This window comes from Flavobacterium sp. LHD-85, from assembly GCF_030929595.1.
GTDB lineage: Bacteria > Bacteroidota > Bacteroidia > Flavobacteriales > Flavobacteriaceae > Flavobacterium.
This window is the reverse complement of the sequence record NZ_JAVFVR010000007.1, coordinates 142,599-160,604: the sequence shown is the minus strand read 5'-3', so window position 1 is coordinate 160,604 and position 18,006 is coordinate 142,599. Positions and strand designations below refer to the sequence as shown.

The following is an 18,006-nucleotide window of genomic DNA, read 5'->3' as shown; positions in this document are numbered from 1 at the left end:
TTTTAATTGATGATAATTTTTTTAACCAATGTTTGTTGTCCCGTTTCTAATACAATTATGTATACTCCAGATTGTAATGAAGTATTAAAATCTACTTCGTACTTTTTCTTTCCTGATTCTTGCTTTTGAATCATCGTATTTTGTCCGGAAGACGAGAACAATCTTAAATTTATGCCACTAATGTTTTCTAAATTTACAATTGCTTTAAAATTACCATTGCTCGGATTTGGGGTTACAATAAAATCTATAATAAATTGCGACGCAGTTTCGGTACTTGGCATTGTGCTACGTTGTTCAACCGTAATATTTTTGGTATATACTGCATAACATTCGCCTTGTGTCTGTTTCAAACCAATTGAATAAACGCCAATTGCATCAAACTTTAAGGTGATGTATTTTTCCTTTTGTTCTACAACTTTTACTCCATTCGGGACAACCCAGTCTGTACTTTCTCCAAAAGGATTACTCGTATTAACCAAAATTACTTCTTCGTCTAAATACGCTTGAGAACTCAATAAAAATTCTGCGCTGATAGCCATCTGACTCGTTTTAATTACAACATCGTCTTCGCCAATACAGCCTAAAGCCGTAGTCACTTTTACATGATAAGTTCCCGCTTTTGACACATTGATTTTTGCTTCATTTGAAGTGAATCCATTGGTAGATGTCCAGTTGTATTTTGCAAGAGGATCTTTAATCGTAGCATCTAAATCTAAACTTTGATCAATACATAAAGTTCTATCTTTTCCAACGTTGACAATAACAGGTTCTGGATCTTTTAAAACAAATCTCTTTTTGTAAACGCAGCAATCTGGACAGGTAATTGTAACTTCATAGTTACCAGCGGTAAGATTATTTAAATCTTTGGTAACTGCGCCTGTATTCCATAAATATGAATAAGGCAAGTTTCCACCAGTAACATTAAGCTCTATCGATCCATCATTTCCTTGAAAACAAGTTGGATTTTTTACTGTTTCTGTAGTTAATATTCCATTAGGATCTCCCACAAAAATGCTTCCTTGAACCACGCATCCATTATCATCGGTTACGATTACAAAATAATTGTTGGTTGTAATGTTTTCTATTTTAGGAGTAGTTTCTCCATTGGTCCACTCGTAGGTATAAGGTGGAGTCCCTCCTGTTACATGCGCTTCTGCCCATCCGTCATCACCGGTTGTGCAGCCCACATCAAACTTGGTAAAGCTTAATTTCAATTGATCTGGCTGCGGAATATACTTTTCAGCATCTATTTCTTTAACCAAAACGTTATTTACATAAGTTCCTAATTTTATACCGTTGGCGTCTTCAATGTTTAGCGCATAAGTTCCTTCTGAAAGATATTCTGCTGTGTCACCTGTATTATTCCAAAGTGTCCATGAACCGTCTTTTTGTTTTTTCTTCCAAGTGTAGAAGTATGGCAATCTGTTATTTTTTTCTGCTGGAAGCTGAATCCCTCCTGTAACATGTGCTTTTAAAATAGCATCTTGAGATTCATCTCTTTGGCTGTCTTGCGGATTAGCATCAATTTCATTTCCAAATTCATTACTTACGTTACAAGAAACACCGCGAATTACCTCAAAAGTAACCTCAAGCGGATCTGGATCTTCTAATTCTGTAACTACATTTGCTACTGTACAGCTTGCTTTATTTGTTGCCAGATTGTAATTAGCATCACGAACGGTCAGAGTATACGTTTCTTCGCCAAGTCCTTCTAAGAAAATAGTATAAATATCATTTGCAAAACTAGTTGTAGTTGCCGTTTGCACTACTCCTTTACTATTTTTCCATTCAAACCAATAGGTGTTATCTTTAAATATAGTTCCACCTGTAACTTCAACTACAATTTTCCCATTTGTTGCTTTATAGAAGGTCGGATTAAAAACTTCTTTGTAGTTTATAGCAAGCGGTTTTTTAGGTTCATCAATAAAAACCTCGGCATAAGCTGTGCAGCCTTTTTTATCTGTTGCGATTACCCAATAAGTCCCCGTTTTTAGAATGGTATTTTTATCCGATTCAACTTCATTAGACCATACGTACTTGTAATCTCCACTTCCACCTTCTGCAGTTGCAGTTGCCCATCCGTCATTACCTCCATTACAAAAAACATCTCCTTTATCGATCTTTACTGATAAAACTGGAGGTTGGTCCATAAACTGAATTGAATCTTTTGCCACCCATTTTCCTGCTGTATAAGTGCCTAAAATAACGCCATTTCTATCTTCGACATTCAGGGCATAATTTCCATAAGAAAGGTTTGAAATTGTAGGATTTTGTATTTCCAAATCTTTCCATGTCCCACCATCTTCCTGTTTTTTCCAATAAAAGAAATACGGAAGTCCCTTATTCGTTTGTAATTCAAGTGGAGTTCCTCCTGTTACATGTGCTTTCAATACTCCATCTTGAGATTCGTCACGCTGTCCATCATTTGGATTTGCATCTGCCTTATTTCCATATTCATTCTTAGCATTACACGAAATAGTCTTAACAACTTCAAAAACTACCTTTAAAGGATCTGGTTCTGTCAGTTTTATTTCAGATTTTAAAACAGAGCAATTAACAACTTGTCCCGCAGCTTCATTGAAATTTTTATCTGTTATAGTTAAAGAATAAATATCTGCTGGCACATTGTCTAAAGTAATGGTATAAATTCCGTTTACTATTTCGGCAGTTGGATTTTGAATATCTCCCGCCTTATTTGTCCATTCGTAATCATACAATCTGCCATTATTCTTTGCTGGGTCAAATGCTGTTCCTCCAGTAATCTGAGCTACAATTTTTCCATTACTTGCTCCTGAAAAAGTAGGAGTTGAAATGGTTGAGTAATTAATTTTTACTTCTTCATCTGGTCCTTTTATGACAATACTATCTCTTACAAAACAACCTTTTTTTGTATCTACAACATTTACGTAATAAGTTCCTACTTTTAATTTCGTTATTTCTTCTCCTAAAACCCCATTATGATCTGGTCCGTACCAAGTATACTTATAAGTCGATTTTGCATCTTTGATACTCGCCTTAGCCCAGCCGTTTGTACCGTCAAAACAAGAAACACCTCCAAAAGTAATTTCAACTTTTAATTCGTCTGGTTCTATAAGCGTCTGCTCAACATCTACAGGCGTCTGCTCAGTTATGGTATATGTTCCATGCATAATTTCGTTAGCATCTTTGACATTGACAGAATAAGTCCCTTGAGGAAGGTCAACTGCTATTGAATCATTTATTTCTAAATCTTCCCAAACATCTTTAGAAACTTGCTTTTTCCAGTAAAAATAATACGGTAAGCCTTTATTAGCTGATCCTTCTAATACTTTTCCTCCTTTAACTAAAGCTACTAAACTTCCATTGGCAGCTAAAGTCTCATCCTCAAGTCCTTTCTCGCCTAAATTTGCTGAATTACAAAAAATATTCTGTCTAATTTTCAGTTTAATTTCAATAGGGTCAGGATCGTCTAAAATACCAACAGGTTTTGGTGTTAATACACAATTAAATTTGTCAGTTACTGTCAATGTGTACGTTCCCTCAGGAACTTTTTGAAGTGTAATTGTAAATATTCCATCGAAAAATTCTCCTTCAGATTTTTCGGAAGCAATTTTTTCATTTTTTTCATTTCTCCATTCATAAGAATAGCTATTCCCATCAATAGGAGAACCACCTTTTACTGAAACTATAACCTTACCATCTTCTGCTTTATAAAAAGTAGGGTCACTAAGAAGTACTTTACTTGAAAGAGCAAGAGGGCTTAAGGGCTGCTCAATTAGTTTTGATAATACTTTATCTTTATCCTGTGGTGTTTTTGCTATACAGCCTATCTCGTCATCAACATCTATTATTTTTCTAACTTTAATAAAATATTCTCCAAGACCAAGATTACTTATCGTAGTTTTGTCACTATTTAAAAAAGAGACCCAAGTTACGCCTCCATCTTTTGAATATTGATAAATGCCATTATCAATTCCTCCTGTAGCTGTTATATAAATTTCACCATCTGATCCTCCATGACAATTAATATCTCTCTTGTCAAGAGAAAAATCTACGGGTGCTGGAGAAGTAATGGTGAAACTCGTTTGATGCTGAGGATCCATTACATAGGTATTAGCCTTAAAAGCACCTTGCTGAAAATACCCCAGCAATTTAAGAGTTGTTAAACCTTTGTTTAAATTTTTAACTGTATAGGAATTATCAGCTTCTAACTTTTTTCCGTCAAGAACTCCATCTTTAGTAATGTTAGGAACATCTGTTCCATTCACTCCATCAAAATCAAGCGATAAAATTTCCCCATCATCCAAAGGTCTACTAAAGTTTATCTTTACTTTTCCATCATTGGTATCAAAACAACTTGTTTGTATAGGTTCTACTGACAAAATATGTGGCGCAGATTTTACATAAAGTAATTCAACTGTACTTCCATTCGTATTAGCTCTTAACCATATTTTTTTACCAACTGCTTCATAAGGTAAAAAGTCTTTACATAGTATATTTAATTCATTTCTACCCTGATAAGCTGCTGGTAAACTTCTCCACTTGTCTACCATACGCCATCCAAAACCAAATCTAATACGATCTTGCTCTCCCTCAATATGATACATCCAATTAAAATATTCATTCTTAATGCCCGAAATTGCGGGTACATTAATTGAGCTTTCGGTACCAATAATATTATTCAGGGTATTTGGATTAACTAAATTAATTATAGGATATACGTCTACTTGAACATTCCCTGATTGGTTCAATGCTAAATCTGAAAAAACGAAATTTTGGCTAAAGTTATCTGTGGTAACAGGAATAGTAGCAGTACTATATTGCACATCTTTACAGCCTGTAGTTCCTCGATCTCTTTTTGTAGTTCCAATAAAGAGTTCTTTTATTTTATCAGTATCTGTAAAATAAACAATTGCAGGATCAAATGTCTGTGCAGTTAATCCGTGTCCGTTGTTTGGATATGAAGCAGTTCCCTGAACTATTGTTTTGGGGTTATTATTTATATCATTTGAAGCGATCCATTGCAAACCTCTTGTAACATTATTTCCACAAGAGCTTCCATCTGCACCTACCTCACCACTAATTTTTAATGCATATGTAGCATTCCCAGTCAAATTTACCTGTGCAAATCCAAACCCCGAAAACAATAAAACAACTAATAAGTAAATTTTTTTCATAGGCTTAATAAATAACCGTTAAAGTCTCTGCTTTGGCAGGACTATCACTTTCTAGATTTGGAACTAAATGATATTCGTATTCTTTATTAATATTTAGGTTTTTATCTTCTAGAGTAAAAACATCCCCATTTAATTCCTTCCATAAAGAGGGCGGAATCCCTTTCTCATTTTTATAAATGCTAAGTCCTAAAATCTTGCCTTTATTTTTTGCATAATCCCAAGAAAGGAGAATTTTTTTGTTTTCTCTGTCAGCGGTTCCCTGCAAGAATGTAATAACTTTTACCGGTGTAAAGTCTAACACATTCACTGTTATGGTAGAATGATCTAATGATGACCAAAGATTACTTTTATCCTTAGCTAAAATGGCATATTGATATATCTTTCTATTCTCTACTCTATCATCTGTGAACTCCTGAATAGTATCATTAATCTGTTTTATTTCCAACCACTTTTCCTGTCCTTTTTCTCTCCTTCTCAGACTGTAGCCTACTACATCTTCACTATAGCTTCGTATCCATTTTAAGTGTACTTTTCCATCTTTATTTTCATAATCCTTGAAAATTGGAGCTGCTGGCGGAATTTTATCGGGTTTATCTAAAATTAAAATATCAGATGGTTCTGAAACATTAAAACGCATATCTTCAGCAGCAATTCTATAGTAGACTTTGCTATTGGTCATTTTTAAGCTCACGCTATCTTTATACTCAGTTCCAATGTAAGATTGATGGTAAATATCTACAAACTCCTCACCTTCGGTGTTTGCTTTTAATATTCGATATCCGCGTAAATCTTTTTCTAGATTTGGCTTCCATTTCAGTCGTACCGTTCCAAGACTATCAATTACTCCTTCTAGGCCAATTGGTTTGGCTGGCGGTATAGAATCGACAGGTTGCACAAGCATGCTTTGAGAAGTTAATCTCTGATTATTTTTTCCAACAACCGAAATTGTAAAATAATTTGAGGGATAGAGATTTTCCTTAAAATTGAGTTTTCTTTGTGATGGCGGGATAAGTTTAGATACAACCTTATAAGGTCCTTTATCATTATTCGCCAAATTAATTTCGTAACCTTGAATAAAACCTTCTGATGCTACAGGATAATCCCATTCCAGATTTACTTCATTGGTGTTTATAATATTGTAGTCTACAAGTCTAGCTACAGTTACGATAGCGGCAATCCCAGTTGCTGTTATGGGTTTTGTAAATTCTCCTTTTTCTCCAAATGAAGTTATTCCGTACAATCTATAATGGTAGACTTTATCGTTGACACTAAGTGTATCTACAAAATACATATTTTTAGACGGATGGTCGTCTTTATCATTCAAATTAACAATCGCCGTATTTGAGATTGGCGCGTAATTAATTCCATCAGAAGATTTCTCTACCATAAACGAAGTATAGATTCTTTTGAAGGTTTCATAATCCCAAGAAAGCAATACTTTTTTATCGTCGGGAACTGCAATAAAATCTGTTGGAGCCGGCAAAACAGAGTAGTCTTTTAAACCAATCATATAAGACGATTCTTTTACTTGTGGACTTTCAGAAACGCTTACCTGGTAAGCATATACTTCATTCGGTTTAACATTAGTATCAACGTAGCCCCAGCCTGCTTTTACTGCTCCTTCAAAACTCATATCTGCGGCATACAACGCAAAAGTATAACGCTGATCCAATTCATCTGCCATATTAACTATTCTTGACAAATCACCTTCTTTGGCATCTGTCACTTCAAAACTATCACCGTAAATAGATTGCGCAATAATTGCTGCATTATTGTCTTTTTGAACAAAATCAATCCAAGAATCTAATGGTTCAGGAGTTAATGGTTTAGAAGTAAGAAGTGTTTTTTCAGGTTTAGGTAACACATTACCATCACGTAAAACGGTGGTTCTGGTAATTATAAATCCTTTTTTATTTGCTTTCTGCCATTCTGCTGCAGAATTAACAGCCCAGCGAACTAAAATTTTATCTTTTTGTGCTCTGGCATTAACCATAACAGCAGCACGTTTAGTCTGTGAATAGGATACCGATAAGAATAATAAAAAGAAAAAAATAAACTTATTTGGGGACATAAGATGTAATTATTTCCATGTTAAAAAACAAAAGTAATCTTTTTAATTATGAATTAATTACGGTTTCCCGTACTACGAAGTAACAACACGCAAACAGAAAAAGATAATACACTAAAAAACAAGAACATACATCAAACACTTATAGTTTTATCCTTACAATATAAAATCAAAAAAAATATCATTTTAAATATTTTTCCATAATATTTCTTACTGAGGAAGCGCTTACTTTTGATAAAAACAAAGTCCTAAATTCATTCAATTTGTCTTTCTGTAATTATAAATCGCCAAAGCATTCAAGGCAATTGCAAAAATAAATAAGTATAAAAGCTCCCTTCCAACTTCTTGCAGGCCACTTCCTTTTAAAACAATAAGCCGAACCACTTTTATAAAATGCGTTACAGGAGTAAATTCTGAAATGGTTCTTGCCCAATTCGGCATGCTGTCGGTACTGGTAAAGAAACCGCTCATGAGCATAAAAATCATCATAAAGAAAAAGGCAATAAACATAGCTTGCAATTGCGTATCGGCAAATGTTGAAATCAAAAGTCCTAATCCTAACAAAGCAGTCAGATAAACTCCTGCAAAAAGATATAAGACTAAGAAACTGCCTTGCGGAAATATTCCATAAATCAAATACATTACAATAAGACCAACTGTAAATACGATCATTCCGACAATCCAAAAAGGAATAAGTTTACCCAGAATAAATTGCCATTTCTGAATTGGCGTTACATTAATCTGTTCAATTGTACCAATTTCTTTTTCTTTTACAATATTCAATGCCGTAATAAATCCTCCAATCAAAGTGAGCAATAAAACTAGAATTCCAGGAACCATATAGTATTTATATTCTGCTCTCGGATTGTACCAATTTATACTATTTAAAGTAATTAAGGATGGCGAAACAGAAGCCGATTGTGGTGGCAATTTAAACCGTATATCCAAATCATTGCTAAAATCGGCCAGCACAACATTTAAATAAGCATTTCCGATATTGGATTTCGTTCCGTTAATGGCATCTGCGGCGATATTTACTTTCTGACTGCCTTCTCTTATCAGGTTTCGTTCAAATCCAGAAGGAATTTCTAAAATCAAGTCAGCATCTGCTCTTTCAATAAATTTCAAGCCTTCGAGATAAGAAGATGGAGTTCCAACAATATGGAAATATCCTGAAGAACCGATTTTATTAATTAACTTTTGAGAATACGAACTATGATCGTGATCCACATAAACAATATTCACACTTTTCACTTCAAAATTAGCTGCCAAAGGCAAAATAATGAGCTGAAAAATCGGAACAAAAAACATCATGGCCAATATCGTCTTATCTCGAAATATCTGGCGAAATTCTTTCTGTAATATAAAACGCAGTACTTTCATGACAATCTAATTTTAAATTTTCTCAAAGAGACTGTTAGCAGCAAAACTGTCATTCCGGCCAATATTAGAGTTTCTTTCCAGATGTATGAAAAACCTAAACCTTTGAGCATAACAGCTTTTACAATGATGTAATAATAGCGCGACGGAATTAAATGCGAAATAGCTTGAAATATCCAAGGCATGTTTTCTAACGGAAACATAAATCCTGTAAGTAGTAAAGTCGGAAGCATCATTCCCATCATGGATATTAGCATAGCAGTCTGTTGCGAATCGGTTACATTTGAAATAAGCAAACCGAGAGAAAGACAAGTGATGATAAACAAAATGCTTTCTGCAAAAAGGAGCAGAAAACTTCCTTTAATCTCGACATCTAGCAGATATACTGAAAGAAATATTATAATAACAAAATTAATTATGGAAAGCACTAAATACGGAATTGCTTTTGCGATTAAAACCATAATGGGTTTAAAAGGCGACACGAGCAAAATTTCCATAGTTCCAAGTTCTTTTTCTCGTACAACAGAAACAGAAGTCAAAGCTGTACTTACAATCATAAAAATCAAGGCAATTACGCCGGGAATAAAGTTAAGCGAACCGTTCTGCTGTTCATTATAAAGCTGTCTTAATTCTGGAACTATTTGATAATTTAACTTCGCAGTCGGATTTAATTCCTGCTGATAATCTCTAATAATGGCATTTAAATAATTGGTCACAATTGTTGCCGTATTGGGATCTGATGCATCTGCAATCACCTGAATTTTTGCTCCTCCAAGACGTTGCGCATCAGAGCCAAAATTGGACGGAAAAATAACTGCACATTTTATGCTTCCATCTTTAAACCTGTTCTCAATATCAGTGTAATTCAAGATTGGATTTTCTACATGAAAATAAGAACTGGATTCTATCTTTCGAATCATTTTTTCGGTATGAATATCGTGTGAATTATCCTGAATGGCAATTCCGATATTCTTGACTTCGCTGCTCAAAGCAAAACCAAAAAGAATAATCTGCACAACAGGAAGTCCAAAGAGAATCAGCAGCGTTCTTTGGTCTCTGAAAACATGATAAAATTCTTTTCGAATAAAAGCCAATAATCTTTTCATACTAATCTGATGTTCTTTGGGCATTTCGCGCCAATTCATAAAAAACGGCATCCATAGAAACAGCATTGAAGCGGTTTTTTAAGGCCGAAGGAGAATCTATTGCGGCTATATGTCCATCAACCATAATACTGATTCGATCACAATATTCGGCTTCGTCCATATAATGAGTGGTCACAAAAACCGTAATTCCGTCAGCTGCTGCCTGATAAATCATTTCCCAAAACTGTCGTCTTGTTATTGGGTCAACACCGCCTGTGGGTTCGTCTAAAAATACAATTTTAGGACGATGAAATACCGCAACAGAAAAAGCCAGTTTTTGTTTCCATCCTAAAGGCAATCCACCAACCAGTTTTTTGGCTTCTTTTTCTAAACCTAAAGTCAAAATCAAATCCTTGCTTCTTTCCTTTATTTCAGGTCTTGAAACTCCATACACACCGGCAAAAAATTCAATATTTTCTAGAATGGTCAGATTATCATATAACGAAAACTTCTGACTCATATAACCAATATTCTTCTTGATTTTTTCCTGTTGTTTGTACACATCAAAACCGGCTACACTGGCTTCTCCAGAAGTTGGAAAAGAAAGTCCGCAGAGAATGCGCATAGCGGTTGTTTTTCCAGCACCATTTGCTCCTAGAAATCCAAAAATTTCGCCTTCGCTCACTTCAAAGCTAATTTTGTCAACCGCTTTGAAATCACCAAACTGTTTCGTTAGGTCTTTACAAACTATAGCTTTATTTTCCATTCAGCATTTCTTTTGGTTCATTCAAATGATTTTGTTCCCGCATTAGACGAATAAAACTGTCTTCAATTGTTGGCTCTATTTTTTTTACTTCTAAATCTTCGGGATTGTATTTTTGAACGATAGTTTGAACTTTCTCTTCATCTGCCTTTTCTGTAACCAAAGTAAGATGAAGAAATTCTCCAAAGGCATCACAGTTCTCCACCTCTTTTTCAGTTCTAAGATTTTGCAAAAGCTTATAAATATTCTTTGCTTTTACAGCAAAAATCGGCTTTGGAAAACTGTTTATAATTTGCTGCGGTTCATCGACAGTCATTATTTTTCCGTTTTGGATAAGCGCAATTCGATCGCATAATTTTGCTTCGTCCATATACGGAGTCGAAACTACTATTGTGATATTTTGCTTTTTAAGTTTTGCCAGCATTTCCCAAAATTCACTTCTTGAAACTACATCAACACCTGTTGTGGGTTCGTCCAAAAATAAAATCTCAGGTTTATGAATCAAGGCACAACATAATGCCAATTTTTGCTTCATTCCTCCAGAAAGTTTTCCAGCACGTCTGTCGTTAAAAGGTTTTATCTGATCGTAAATATCTTTAATCAAATCATAGTTTTCTTCAATTGTAGTTCCAAAAATAGTAGCAAAAAACTCGAGATTTTCTTTTACTGTCAAATCCTGATATAAGGAGAATTTTCCAGGCATATAGCCTACCTTATTCCTAATTTGCTGAAACTCTTTTACAACATCATGTCCTTCAACAGAAGCAGTTCCGCTATCGGCAAGTAGCAATGTCGTTAAGATTCTGAAAATAGAAGTTTTTCCAGCACCATCAGGACCAATTAACCCAAAAAGTTCTCCTTTCTTCACCTCAAAAGACACCTCATCAACAGCGACAAAATCACCATATTTTTTAGTAATATTTTTTAATGTAACTGCAGGCATAAACTATTGTTTTATTTGGTCCAAAGCACTTCTCCGTACATGCCAATTTTCAGATAGCCATCGTTTTTCACTCGTACTTTTATGGCGTAAACCAAATTGGCTCTTTCATCTTTGGTCGGAATTGTTTTTGGAGAAAATTCAGATTTGTTTGAAATCCAAGCAATTGTACCTTGATATTCTTTGTGTTTCTTTTCGCCTTGATCAATGCGCACTTTAACCTGCTGACCGATTTTAACTTGAGGCAGTTGCGTTCCTGTTATATACGCTCTCAAATCAAGTGTTTCTAGATTGGCAATTTTGTATAATGGTTTTCCAATTACAGCCATTTCATACTGTTCTGCATATTTTGCCAAAACAGTTCCTTTTATCGGATTTACAATTACGCTTTTACTCAATTGATCTTCAATTCCTTTTAGCTGAACTCCAACTGTATTTCCTTGTTGAGTCAAATTTTCATTTGTAGTTTCCAACGAACTTTTCTGAGCCTTTATCTGAGCCTGTAAAGCGGCAACTTTAAAATTTATATCATCCAATTGTTTTTGAGAAGCTACTCCGCCTTTTACTAATTTTTCAGTTCTATTACGATCTAAAATGGCATTATCAAGCTGTCGTTTTAAACTTTCAGTCTGAATTTCTATGTGTGGTTTTCCGCTCAGAATTGCTTTTTCATTCTGGCGTAATTGCATTTTATTTATCGCAAGCTGTGTACTGTCTATAAAACCTACTTTTTGTCCTGCTTCTAATTGCTGACCTTCTTCTACATTCAATTGTAAAATTTGACCGTTTGCTTCTGCTGACAGAATGGTTTCAACAGCTTCAAAAGACCCCGAAGCATCAAAATCATTTTCTTTATTATTGCATGAAAACATGAATATTGCTGGAATAAGAAAATATAAAAGCGTTATCTTTTTCATAGTGTATAAGTGTTAATTTCCTTTGATTGTTTGATACTCGTATTCTGCCATAAGCAACTGAATTTCGTGCAAGGCTTTTTCTGCTCGCGCGTTTCCTTCTTTTTCTGTCGCATTCAATAAATCTATTAGTGGGCCTGCTCCAGTGTCGTATTTCAGCTGATATCCTTCGCGAATAGTCTGACGAAGTTTTACAATTTCATCATCATCTTTCAAAATAGCTTTCTGTCGTTCTATATCAGCCGTTTTTTGATTCATCTGAAATCTAGTATTAAATAAAAAGGTCTCTTCTTGAACTTCTATTTTTTTCAAATTCTGCTGTGTCAGCTGTTTTTCGTTTGAATTTTTATACAATCCCTTTATATCCCAGCCAACACTTACTCCTGCAACTCCAACAGTAGAAATTTTATTGGTTCCCAAATTAATTCCAGGTGCCAAAACTACGCCTGCACCCAATAATCCAACTTTAGGCATAAGACTTACTTTCTGCATTTCGGATTGTGCATTTACCAGATTGCGCTGACTAGCAAAAAGCAATTGTTCTGGACGTTTGATAATAGTGTCTAGACTAGAAGAATTAAAAGGTTTTCCAAATTTTTCCTGACTGATGTTTTTCCCTATCAAATAAGAAAGCATCGTTTGATAACCTTTCTTAGTATATTCAAAATCTTTTTTCTGTCTGCTAAGATTTAGCTGTTCGGCTTTCATTTCATCAACATCCGTTTTATATGCCAAACCATTTTCATGAAGTTTTTTAACCTTATCAATATTATTGGCAATAATGGCATTTTGAATTTGAAGCTGTTTCAATTGCTCGTCAATAAGCAATACGCCAAAATAAAGCTGATTTACTCGAGAACGTAAATCGTAAAGCGAAACTTCTACAGAAGCTTTATCTGCGTTTGAAGATGCCTCAATAATCTTTTTCTGCGTTTTAGTAGCGCCTCCATCCCAAATAGTCTGATTGACTTGCCCGAGACCAATAAACTTAAATTTGCTGTCGTTTCCTGAACTTCCCAAAGTCGGAAAATCTCCAAAAACGTATCCTTCAATTGCGGTTAGACTTATTTGAGGCAGATAAGCTTTATTGGCATTACTCAAAGTATATTCTTTACTTTTTTCAATAAGTTCATATTGTTTTATTAAAGGATAATTCTCAACAGCCAACTGATAACTTTGGTCAATTGTCAAAGTCTGAGCTTGAGCTGTTATAAAAAACAAGATTCCAATATATTTAAAGTATAATTTCCTTCTCATTACAGTATAAATTAACTTCTGGTTAGTATCAGGCTTTAAACATCATATTGATCCAGATCGGAATTTTTTTCTTGCGCTCTTGCATTAGCGCATGAAACTGTTCTGTCTCCAGATTTCTGCTTCCCATAATAATAGGTTTGACTATAAATGGAAAAACGACCAACCCCAACAGATTCATCAAAAAATGCAACGGATTAGGCTCTGTTATTTCTTTATTTTGAACTGCTTCTTGAAATTGTTTAATAAAAACAGAATCATTTACGATTTCTTTAATGGGCAGTTTTTTTAAAAGTTCTTCTGGATTATTACGAATTTCAGTTAAAATAAAGGTTGGAATTTCAGGTTCTACGGTGATAAAATCAATGTATCGCTCGGCAATAGTTATTACTTTTTGTTCCAAAGAAGTTTTCTCATCATCCAAAATCACTTTCATACTTCCTATAAAACCAGAAAAAGTTTCTGCCATTATGATTTCAAAAAGTTTAGCCTTGCTTCTAAAATAATAATTAAGCAAAGCAAGATTCAAACCTGCTTCCTCAGCAATATCTCTCGTTCGCGTTGCTGCAAAACCTTTTTTATAAAAAACAGTTTTAGCTGCTGTTTTTATCTTTTCTTCTGTAGAAGAATCTTTTTTCTCAGATGCTGAAGCACTCATATTTATTATTTTTAAAGGCAAATTTAAGTTTTTTATAAATACGTTAAACAAAATTTTTAATCATTTGATTAAAAATTTTGTTTAACGTATTCAACTTCTTGATTCAAAACACATAAAAACCTGATATAAAACAAATTAAAACTTAAATATACGATATAATTTCTCGTTAAAAAAGAATATCTTTACTCTAACAATTGATTGCTTATTACCGATTTTAAAGAAATTTACCTTTTTTAATTAATTTCTATCGTGCTTTTTATGAAGACATATTTTATCGGAATCCTGATTTTCTTGCTTTCTATAAGTGTATTTGGACAAGGACAGGAAAAAGAAATTAACCAGCAGCTTCAAACCTGGGTTTCTATAAATACTGTTACCAAATTTGCAGACCATTGGGGCGTGATTGGCGATTTCCATATCAGACGGAATGATTTTGTCTCCGACCCGAGTTTTTATTTTATAAGAGGAGGTATCAGCTATATTCCAAATTCAAATATTTCCTTGAATCTAGGATATGCGCATATGTGGCTTGCTCCGTCAAATCCAGATTGGAGCACTTTTTCTGATGAAAACAGGATTTATCAACAAGCACAGTTAAATACAAAATTTGGAAATGTTAGCATTTTACAGCGTTTACGAAATGAACAGCGCTGGCAGGAAAAAATAGTCAATGATCAACCCAGCGGCGATTGGCGTTTTACCAATCGAATTCGCTATCTGATGAGTTTCACTTTCCGAATTTCTGATAAAAAATCGTGGCCGCAAATGGTTCTTTCAGATGAGATTTTGCTGCATTTTGGAGAAGAAGTTGTCTACAATACTTTTGATCAAAACCGTTTTTTCATCGGAATCAAAAAAAATATTAATCCGAAATGGAGCTACGATTTTGGCTATATGAATGTCTATCAGCAAAAATATACCGGATATCAATATGACATGAATCATACGATACGATTGTTTTTTTATCTGAGTACCAGCATTAGAAAAAAAGCGCCTTCTGAAATTGAGAATTCTGGCGATGAATAAATTTTTTTTAAACCAAAGTATTGTTTGATCTGAAAGATTCAAAAAACTTAAAAGCTCTTTTCTCGGCATAAGAATATTCAGAATCACGAAGCGGAAAAGCACAATGCCCACCATACTTAGGCGTTTCCAGATAAACATAGGCGCTGTCTTTGGCAATAGTTCTCGGATAACATCTTTCGCCCAAAAAAGGATCGTCTAACGAATTAATTATTAAAACTGGAGTTGTAATGTTTTTAAGTGAAAACTCTGGAGAAACACGTTCGTAATAATCGTCACGGCTCGCAAAACCGTGAAGCGGTGCCGTAAAATACTGATCGACTTCATCAAAAGTAGAAATATTATCAATTTGATCACGGTTGATAAAATCAGGAAACTGCGCCGCTTTGTATTTCAGTTTCTTTTTAATATCTATTGTAAAATTCTTTAGATAAACCCTATTAAAACCTTGCTTAAGCACTTCTGCACTTGTAGCAATATGAGTTGGCACCGAAATAGAAACCGCTGCCTTTATACGCTGATCGATTTTTGTCCAGCCGAGATAATTAAGAAGCTGAACGCCTCCCATTGAATATCCTATTAAATAAACATCTTCAACCCCTTTACTCAAAGCAAATCGAACCACTTCATCAAGATCGTCAACAGCTCCATGATGATACAATCTCGGAAGACGATTCATTTCTCCTCCGCAAGTACGATTGTTCCAAGCAAAAACCGAAAAATCTTTCTGCAGAAAATAAGCCGCACAGCTGTTATTATACGTTCTGCGAGAATCACCTTCTAAACCGTGGCACAAAATAACCGCTTTCTTAGAATCATTTAAAATATAATCGATGTTGATAAAATCTCCGTCACTCAATTCATGCTTTTCTCTTGTATATTCAGGCACTTCGAACTTTTTTATCAAGGCAGCATAAATGGTAGAAACATGCCTGTTGCGATGAATAATCGAAGGAGAATTATATTCTGATTGTTCAATTAGTGGCATAACAAAGAGTTTTGTGGTACTTTTTACAAATCTAAGAAATCATTCAATATGTAATTTAATTCTTTCTTTTAATTATTTCCTTTTTTGAATAATTTAACTTTATGTAAATTTAAAAAAACAGGAACAATTCTAAAGAAAACTAATTGTTAAATATGCAGAAACACAGCTCTTGAAGCACCAACTCTGGTCTAAATGTTTAGTTTATTTATATATTTGTAAAATCGATTTCCAAAAAGCAAAATCCTTTTAATGTTTGAACTTTTACCAGTAGATCCAAAAACCATTTTTCTGCTTTATTTCTGGGGTAATTTTTTTACCTGCCTCCTCATTTTCAGTTTTTCTTTTTCATATGCCAATAGTGATAACAAAAAAATATTAAAATGGTTTGGATTAGGTAAATTAATGCTGACTCTTGCTTGGATATTGGCCCTTCTACGAAATATCATCCCAGACTTTGCCTCTATCAATATTGCCAATTCTATGATTTTTGGCGCCTGTTGCTTTGAAACCATTGCAATGCTGTCGCTCATTAAAACACATGCAAAAAGGCAATTTCAAATCCAAATAGCTATTACAGTTGCGTCAATATTGCTTTTTAATATTTCGACACTCTTTGATGCCTCAATGAATACTCGTGTTATCATTGGCGGTATTGGTGTTTTTGCCATCTATTTATTGCCTACAATTATTTATTTTATAGAGAAGGAAAAAAGCTTTTTCAAAACTTTTTATGTTTTGTGTTATACAGGATTTGAAATTCTAATTGCAATACGAATAGTTCACAGATACTTGCATCCTCAAAATCTTATTATTTCCAATGATACTTTCGATAGCTTATACAGCATCTGTTTGTTTCTTTTGACTTTAATCGGAATCGTAGGTTTTTTGCTTTTGGTTAAAGAAAGACAGGATAATAAAATCAAGAAACTTTTAAGTGATAGAAACCAGTTTTTCTCTATTATTTCACACGATTTGAGAGGTCCTTTAGGATCATCGGTTTCTCTGTCTGAAATTCTGCTCGAAAATATTGACCAATACAGCCGTGAAGAGATTAAAGAAATATCAGAACTGCTCCATGATTCTAATAAAAACATTTATAAACTGCTCGAAAATCTTTTAGAATGGTCTAAAGTCCAAACCGGAATGATTACTTTTCATCCTAAAAATATACTGCTAAATGCTTTAATTGAGGAGAATATAGAACTAAGCAGAAATGCAGCTTTAAATAAAAATATAAACATCACATTTGAATCGGCTTTTCTAGTTGAGGCAGAAGTCGATAAAAATATGATTAGCACCATTTTGCGTAATATATTGAGCAATGCCATTAAATTTACAGATAAGAATGGAGAAATTAAACTTAAACTGATCAAAACCAATCAGAAAGCAGAAATCTCTATTACAGACAACGGAATCGGAGTTCCTGATTACATCAAAGAAAAATTATTTAAAATCAACGGAAAGGTATTGCAGAAAGGCACTGAAAACGAACTTGGAAGCGGACTCGGATTGCTACTTTGCAAAGAGTTTGTAAACATCCATAAAGGAGAAATCTCGGTAGAAAGCCAACAAGGAAAAGGAAGTACATTTAGGTTTACACTTCCACTAAAGATTGTTTAAATTCCAATATTTTAAATTAAATTCCAATGCTGAAATTCCAAATTCCAAGCGCAATAACAAAATAAAAAAAATCCAAATCCCAGTATAAATTGGAATTTGGATTTTAAATATTGGATTTTATAATTTCAAACTTGGAATTTGGAATTTAAAATATTTG

The 18,006-nt window shown here is 34.0% G+C and carries 12 protein-coding genes; 2 read left to right on the top strand and 10 right to left on the bottom strand.

The genetic code is table 11. The annotated features are described in order from the left end of the window. Window positions 1–2: 2 nt before the first annotated feature. From RB618_RS13655 to RB618_RS13615, 9 genes are all read right to left on the bottom strand, one after another. Window positions 3–5,156, bottom strand: coding sequence for a T9SS type A sorting domain-containing protein (locus RB618_RS13655; protein WP_308069234.1), 5,154 nt, complete (start codon window positions 5,154–5,156; stop codon window positions 3–5). A 4-nt stretch (window positions 5,157–5,160) separates the two neighbouring features. Then, a complete protein-coding gene (locus RB618_RS13650; protein ID WP_308069233.1) occupies window positions 5,161–7,149 on the bottom strand; it encodes a fibronectin type III in 1,989 nt (662 codons plus the stop codon). Window positions 7,150–7,482: 333 nt separating this feature from the next. Continuing rightward, on the bottom strand, window positions 7,483–8,607 hold the full coding sequence (locus tag RB618_RS13645; protein WP_308069232.1) for an ABC transporter permease: 1,125 nt from the start codon (window positions 8,605–8,607) through the stop codon (window positions 7,483–7,485). Next, a complete protein-coding gene (locus RB618_RS13640) occupies window positions 8,604–9,710 on the bottom strand; it encodes an ABC transporter permease (protein ID WP_308069342.1) in 1,107 nt (368 codons plus the stop codon). The genes RB618_RS13645 and RB618_RS13640 overlap by 4 nt, the downstream gene beginning before the upstream one ends. 1 nt (window position 9,711) lies before the next feature. After that, window positions 9,712–10,455: an ABC transporter ATP-binding protein gene (locus RB618_RS13635; RefSeq protein WP_308069231.1), complete on the bottom strand. Its 744-nt coding sequence runs from the start codon at window positions 10,453–10,455 to the stop codon at window positions 9,712–9,714. Then, window positions 10,445–11,395, bottom strand: a complete 951-nt coding sequence (locus tag RB618_RS13630; RefSeq protein ID WP_308069230.1) for an ABC transporter ATP-binding protein — start codon at window positions 11,393–11,395, stop codon at window positions 10,445–10,447. Before RB618_RS13630 ends, RB618_RS13635 begins: the two co-directional genes overlap by 11 nt. Before the next feature lie 11 nt (window positions 11,396–11,406). Further along, entirely contained in the window at window positions 11,407–12,309 is a 903-nt protein-coding gene (locus RB618_RS13625; protein ID WP_308069229.1) for an HlyD family efflux transporter periplasmic adaptor subunit, read from the bottom strand. A 12-nt stretch (window positions 12,310–12,321) separates the two neighbouring features. After that, the gene (locus tag RB618_RS13620) at window positions 12,322–13,563 is read right to left on the bottom strand and encodes a TolC family protein (protein WP_308069228.1); all 1,242 of its coding nucleotides are present in this window, start codon (window positions 13,561–13,563) and stop codon (window positions 12,322–12,324) included. A gap of 28 nt (window positions 13,564–13,591) precedes the next feature. Beyond that, window positions 13,592–14,218, bottom strand: a complete 627-nt coding sequence (locus RB618_RS13615) for a TetR family transcriptional regulator (protein WP_308069227.1) — start codon at window positions 14,216–14,218, stop codon at window positions 13,592–13,594. Between the two features lie 258 nt (window positions 14,219–14,476). Here RB618_RS13615 and RB618_RS13610 point away from each other — a divergent pair, with 258 nt between their 5' ends. Then, complete coding sequence (locus RB618_RS13610; protein ID WP_308069226.1) at window positions 14,477–15,244, top strand: DUF2490 domain-containing protein; 768 nt, start codon at window positions 14,477–14,479, stop codon at window positions 15,242–15,244. A 7-nt stretch (window positions 15,245–15,251) separates the two neighbouring features. On the opposite strand, the gene RB618_RS13605 is transcribed toward RB618_RS13610, so the two are convergent. Continuing rightward, a complete protein-coding gene (locus tag RB618_RS13605; protein ID WP_308069225.1) occupies window positions 15,252–16,229 on the bottom strand; it encodes an alpha/beta fold hydrolase in 978 nt (325 codons plus the stop codon). Window positions 16,230–16,478: 249 nt separating this feature from the next. Here RB618_RS13605 and RB618_RS13600 point away from each other — a divergent pair, with 249 nt between their 5' ends. Next, entirely contained in the window at window positions 16,479–17,849 is a 1,371-nt protein-coding gene (locus RB618_RS13600) for a HAMP domain-containing sensor histidine kinase (protein WP_308069224.1), read from the top strand. Window positions 17,850–18,006 lie beyond the last annotated feature (157 nt).

What these genes read in the sequence shown, in the direction of transcription:
- RB618_RS13640 (WP_308069342.1), bottom strand. Translation starts at nt 9,710, where the DNA reads ATGAAAAGATTATTGGCTTTTATTCGAAAAGAATTTTATCATGTTTTC.
- RB618_RS13610 (WP_308069226.1), top strand. Translation starts at nt 14,477, where the DNA reads ATGAAGACATATTTTATCGGAATCCTGATTTTCTTGCTTTCTATAAGT.
- RB618_RS13600 (WP_308069224.1), top strand. Translation starts at nt 16,479, where the DNA reads ATGTTTGAACTTTTACCAGTAGATCCAAAAACCATTTTTCTGCTTTAT.
- RB618_RS13620 (WP_308069228.1), bottom strand. Translation starts at nt 13,563, where the DNA reads ATGAGAAGGAAATTATACTTTAAATATATTGGAATCTTGTTTTTTATA.
- RB618_RS13625 (WP_308069229.1), bottom strand. Translation starts at nt 12,309, where the DNA reads ATGAAAAAGATAACGCTTTTATATTTTCTTATTCCAGCAATATTCATG.
- RB618_RS13655 (WP_308069234.1), bottom strand. Translation starts at nt 5,156, where the DNA reads ATGAAAAAAATTTACTTATTAGTTGTTTTATTGTTTTCGGGGTTTGGA.
- RB618_RS13635 (WP_308069231.1), bottom strand. Translation starts at nt 10,455, where the DNA reads ATGGAAAATAAAGCTATAGTTTGTAAAGACCTAACGAAACAGTTTGGT.
- RB618_RS13615 (WP_308069227.1), bottom strand. Translation starts at nt 14,218, where the DNA reads ATGAGTGCTTCAGCATCTGAGAAAAAAGATTCTTCTACAGAAGAAAAG.
- RB618_RS13630 (WP_308069230.1), bottom strand. Translation starts at nt 11,395, where the DNA reads ATGCCTGCAGTTACATTAAAAAATATTACTAAAAAATATGGTGATTTT.
- RB618_RS13605 (WP_308069225.1), bottom strand. Translation starts at nt 16,229, where the DNA reads ATGCCACTAATTGAACAATCAGAATATAATTCTCCTTCGATTATTCAT.
- RB618_RS13645 (WP_308069232.1), bottom strand. Translation starts at nt 8,607, where the DNA reads ATGAAAGTACTGCGTTTTATATTACAGAAAGAATTTCGCCAGATATTT.
- RB618_RS13650 (WP_308069233.1), bottom strand. Translation starts at nt 7,149, where the DNA reads ATGGTTAATGCCAGAGCACAAAAAGATAAAATTTTAGTTCGCTGGGCT.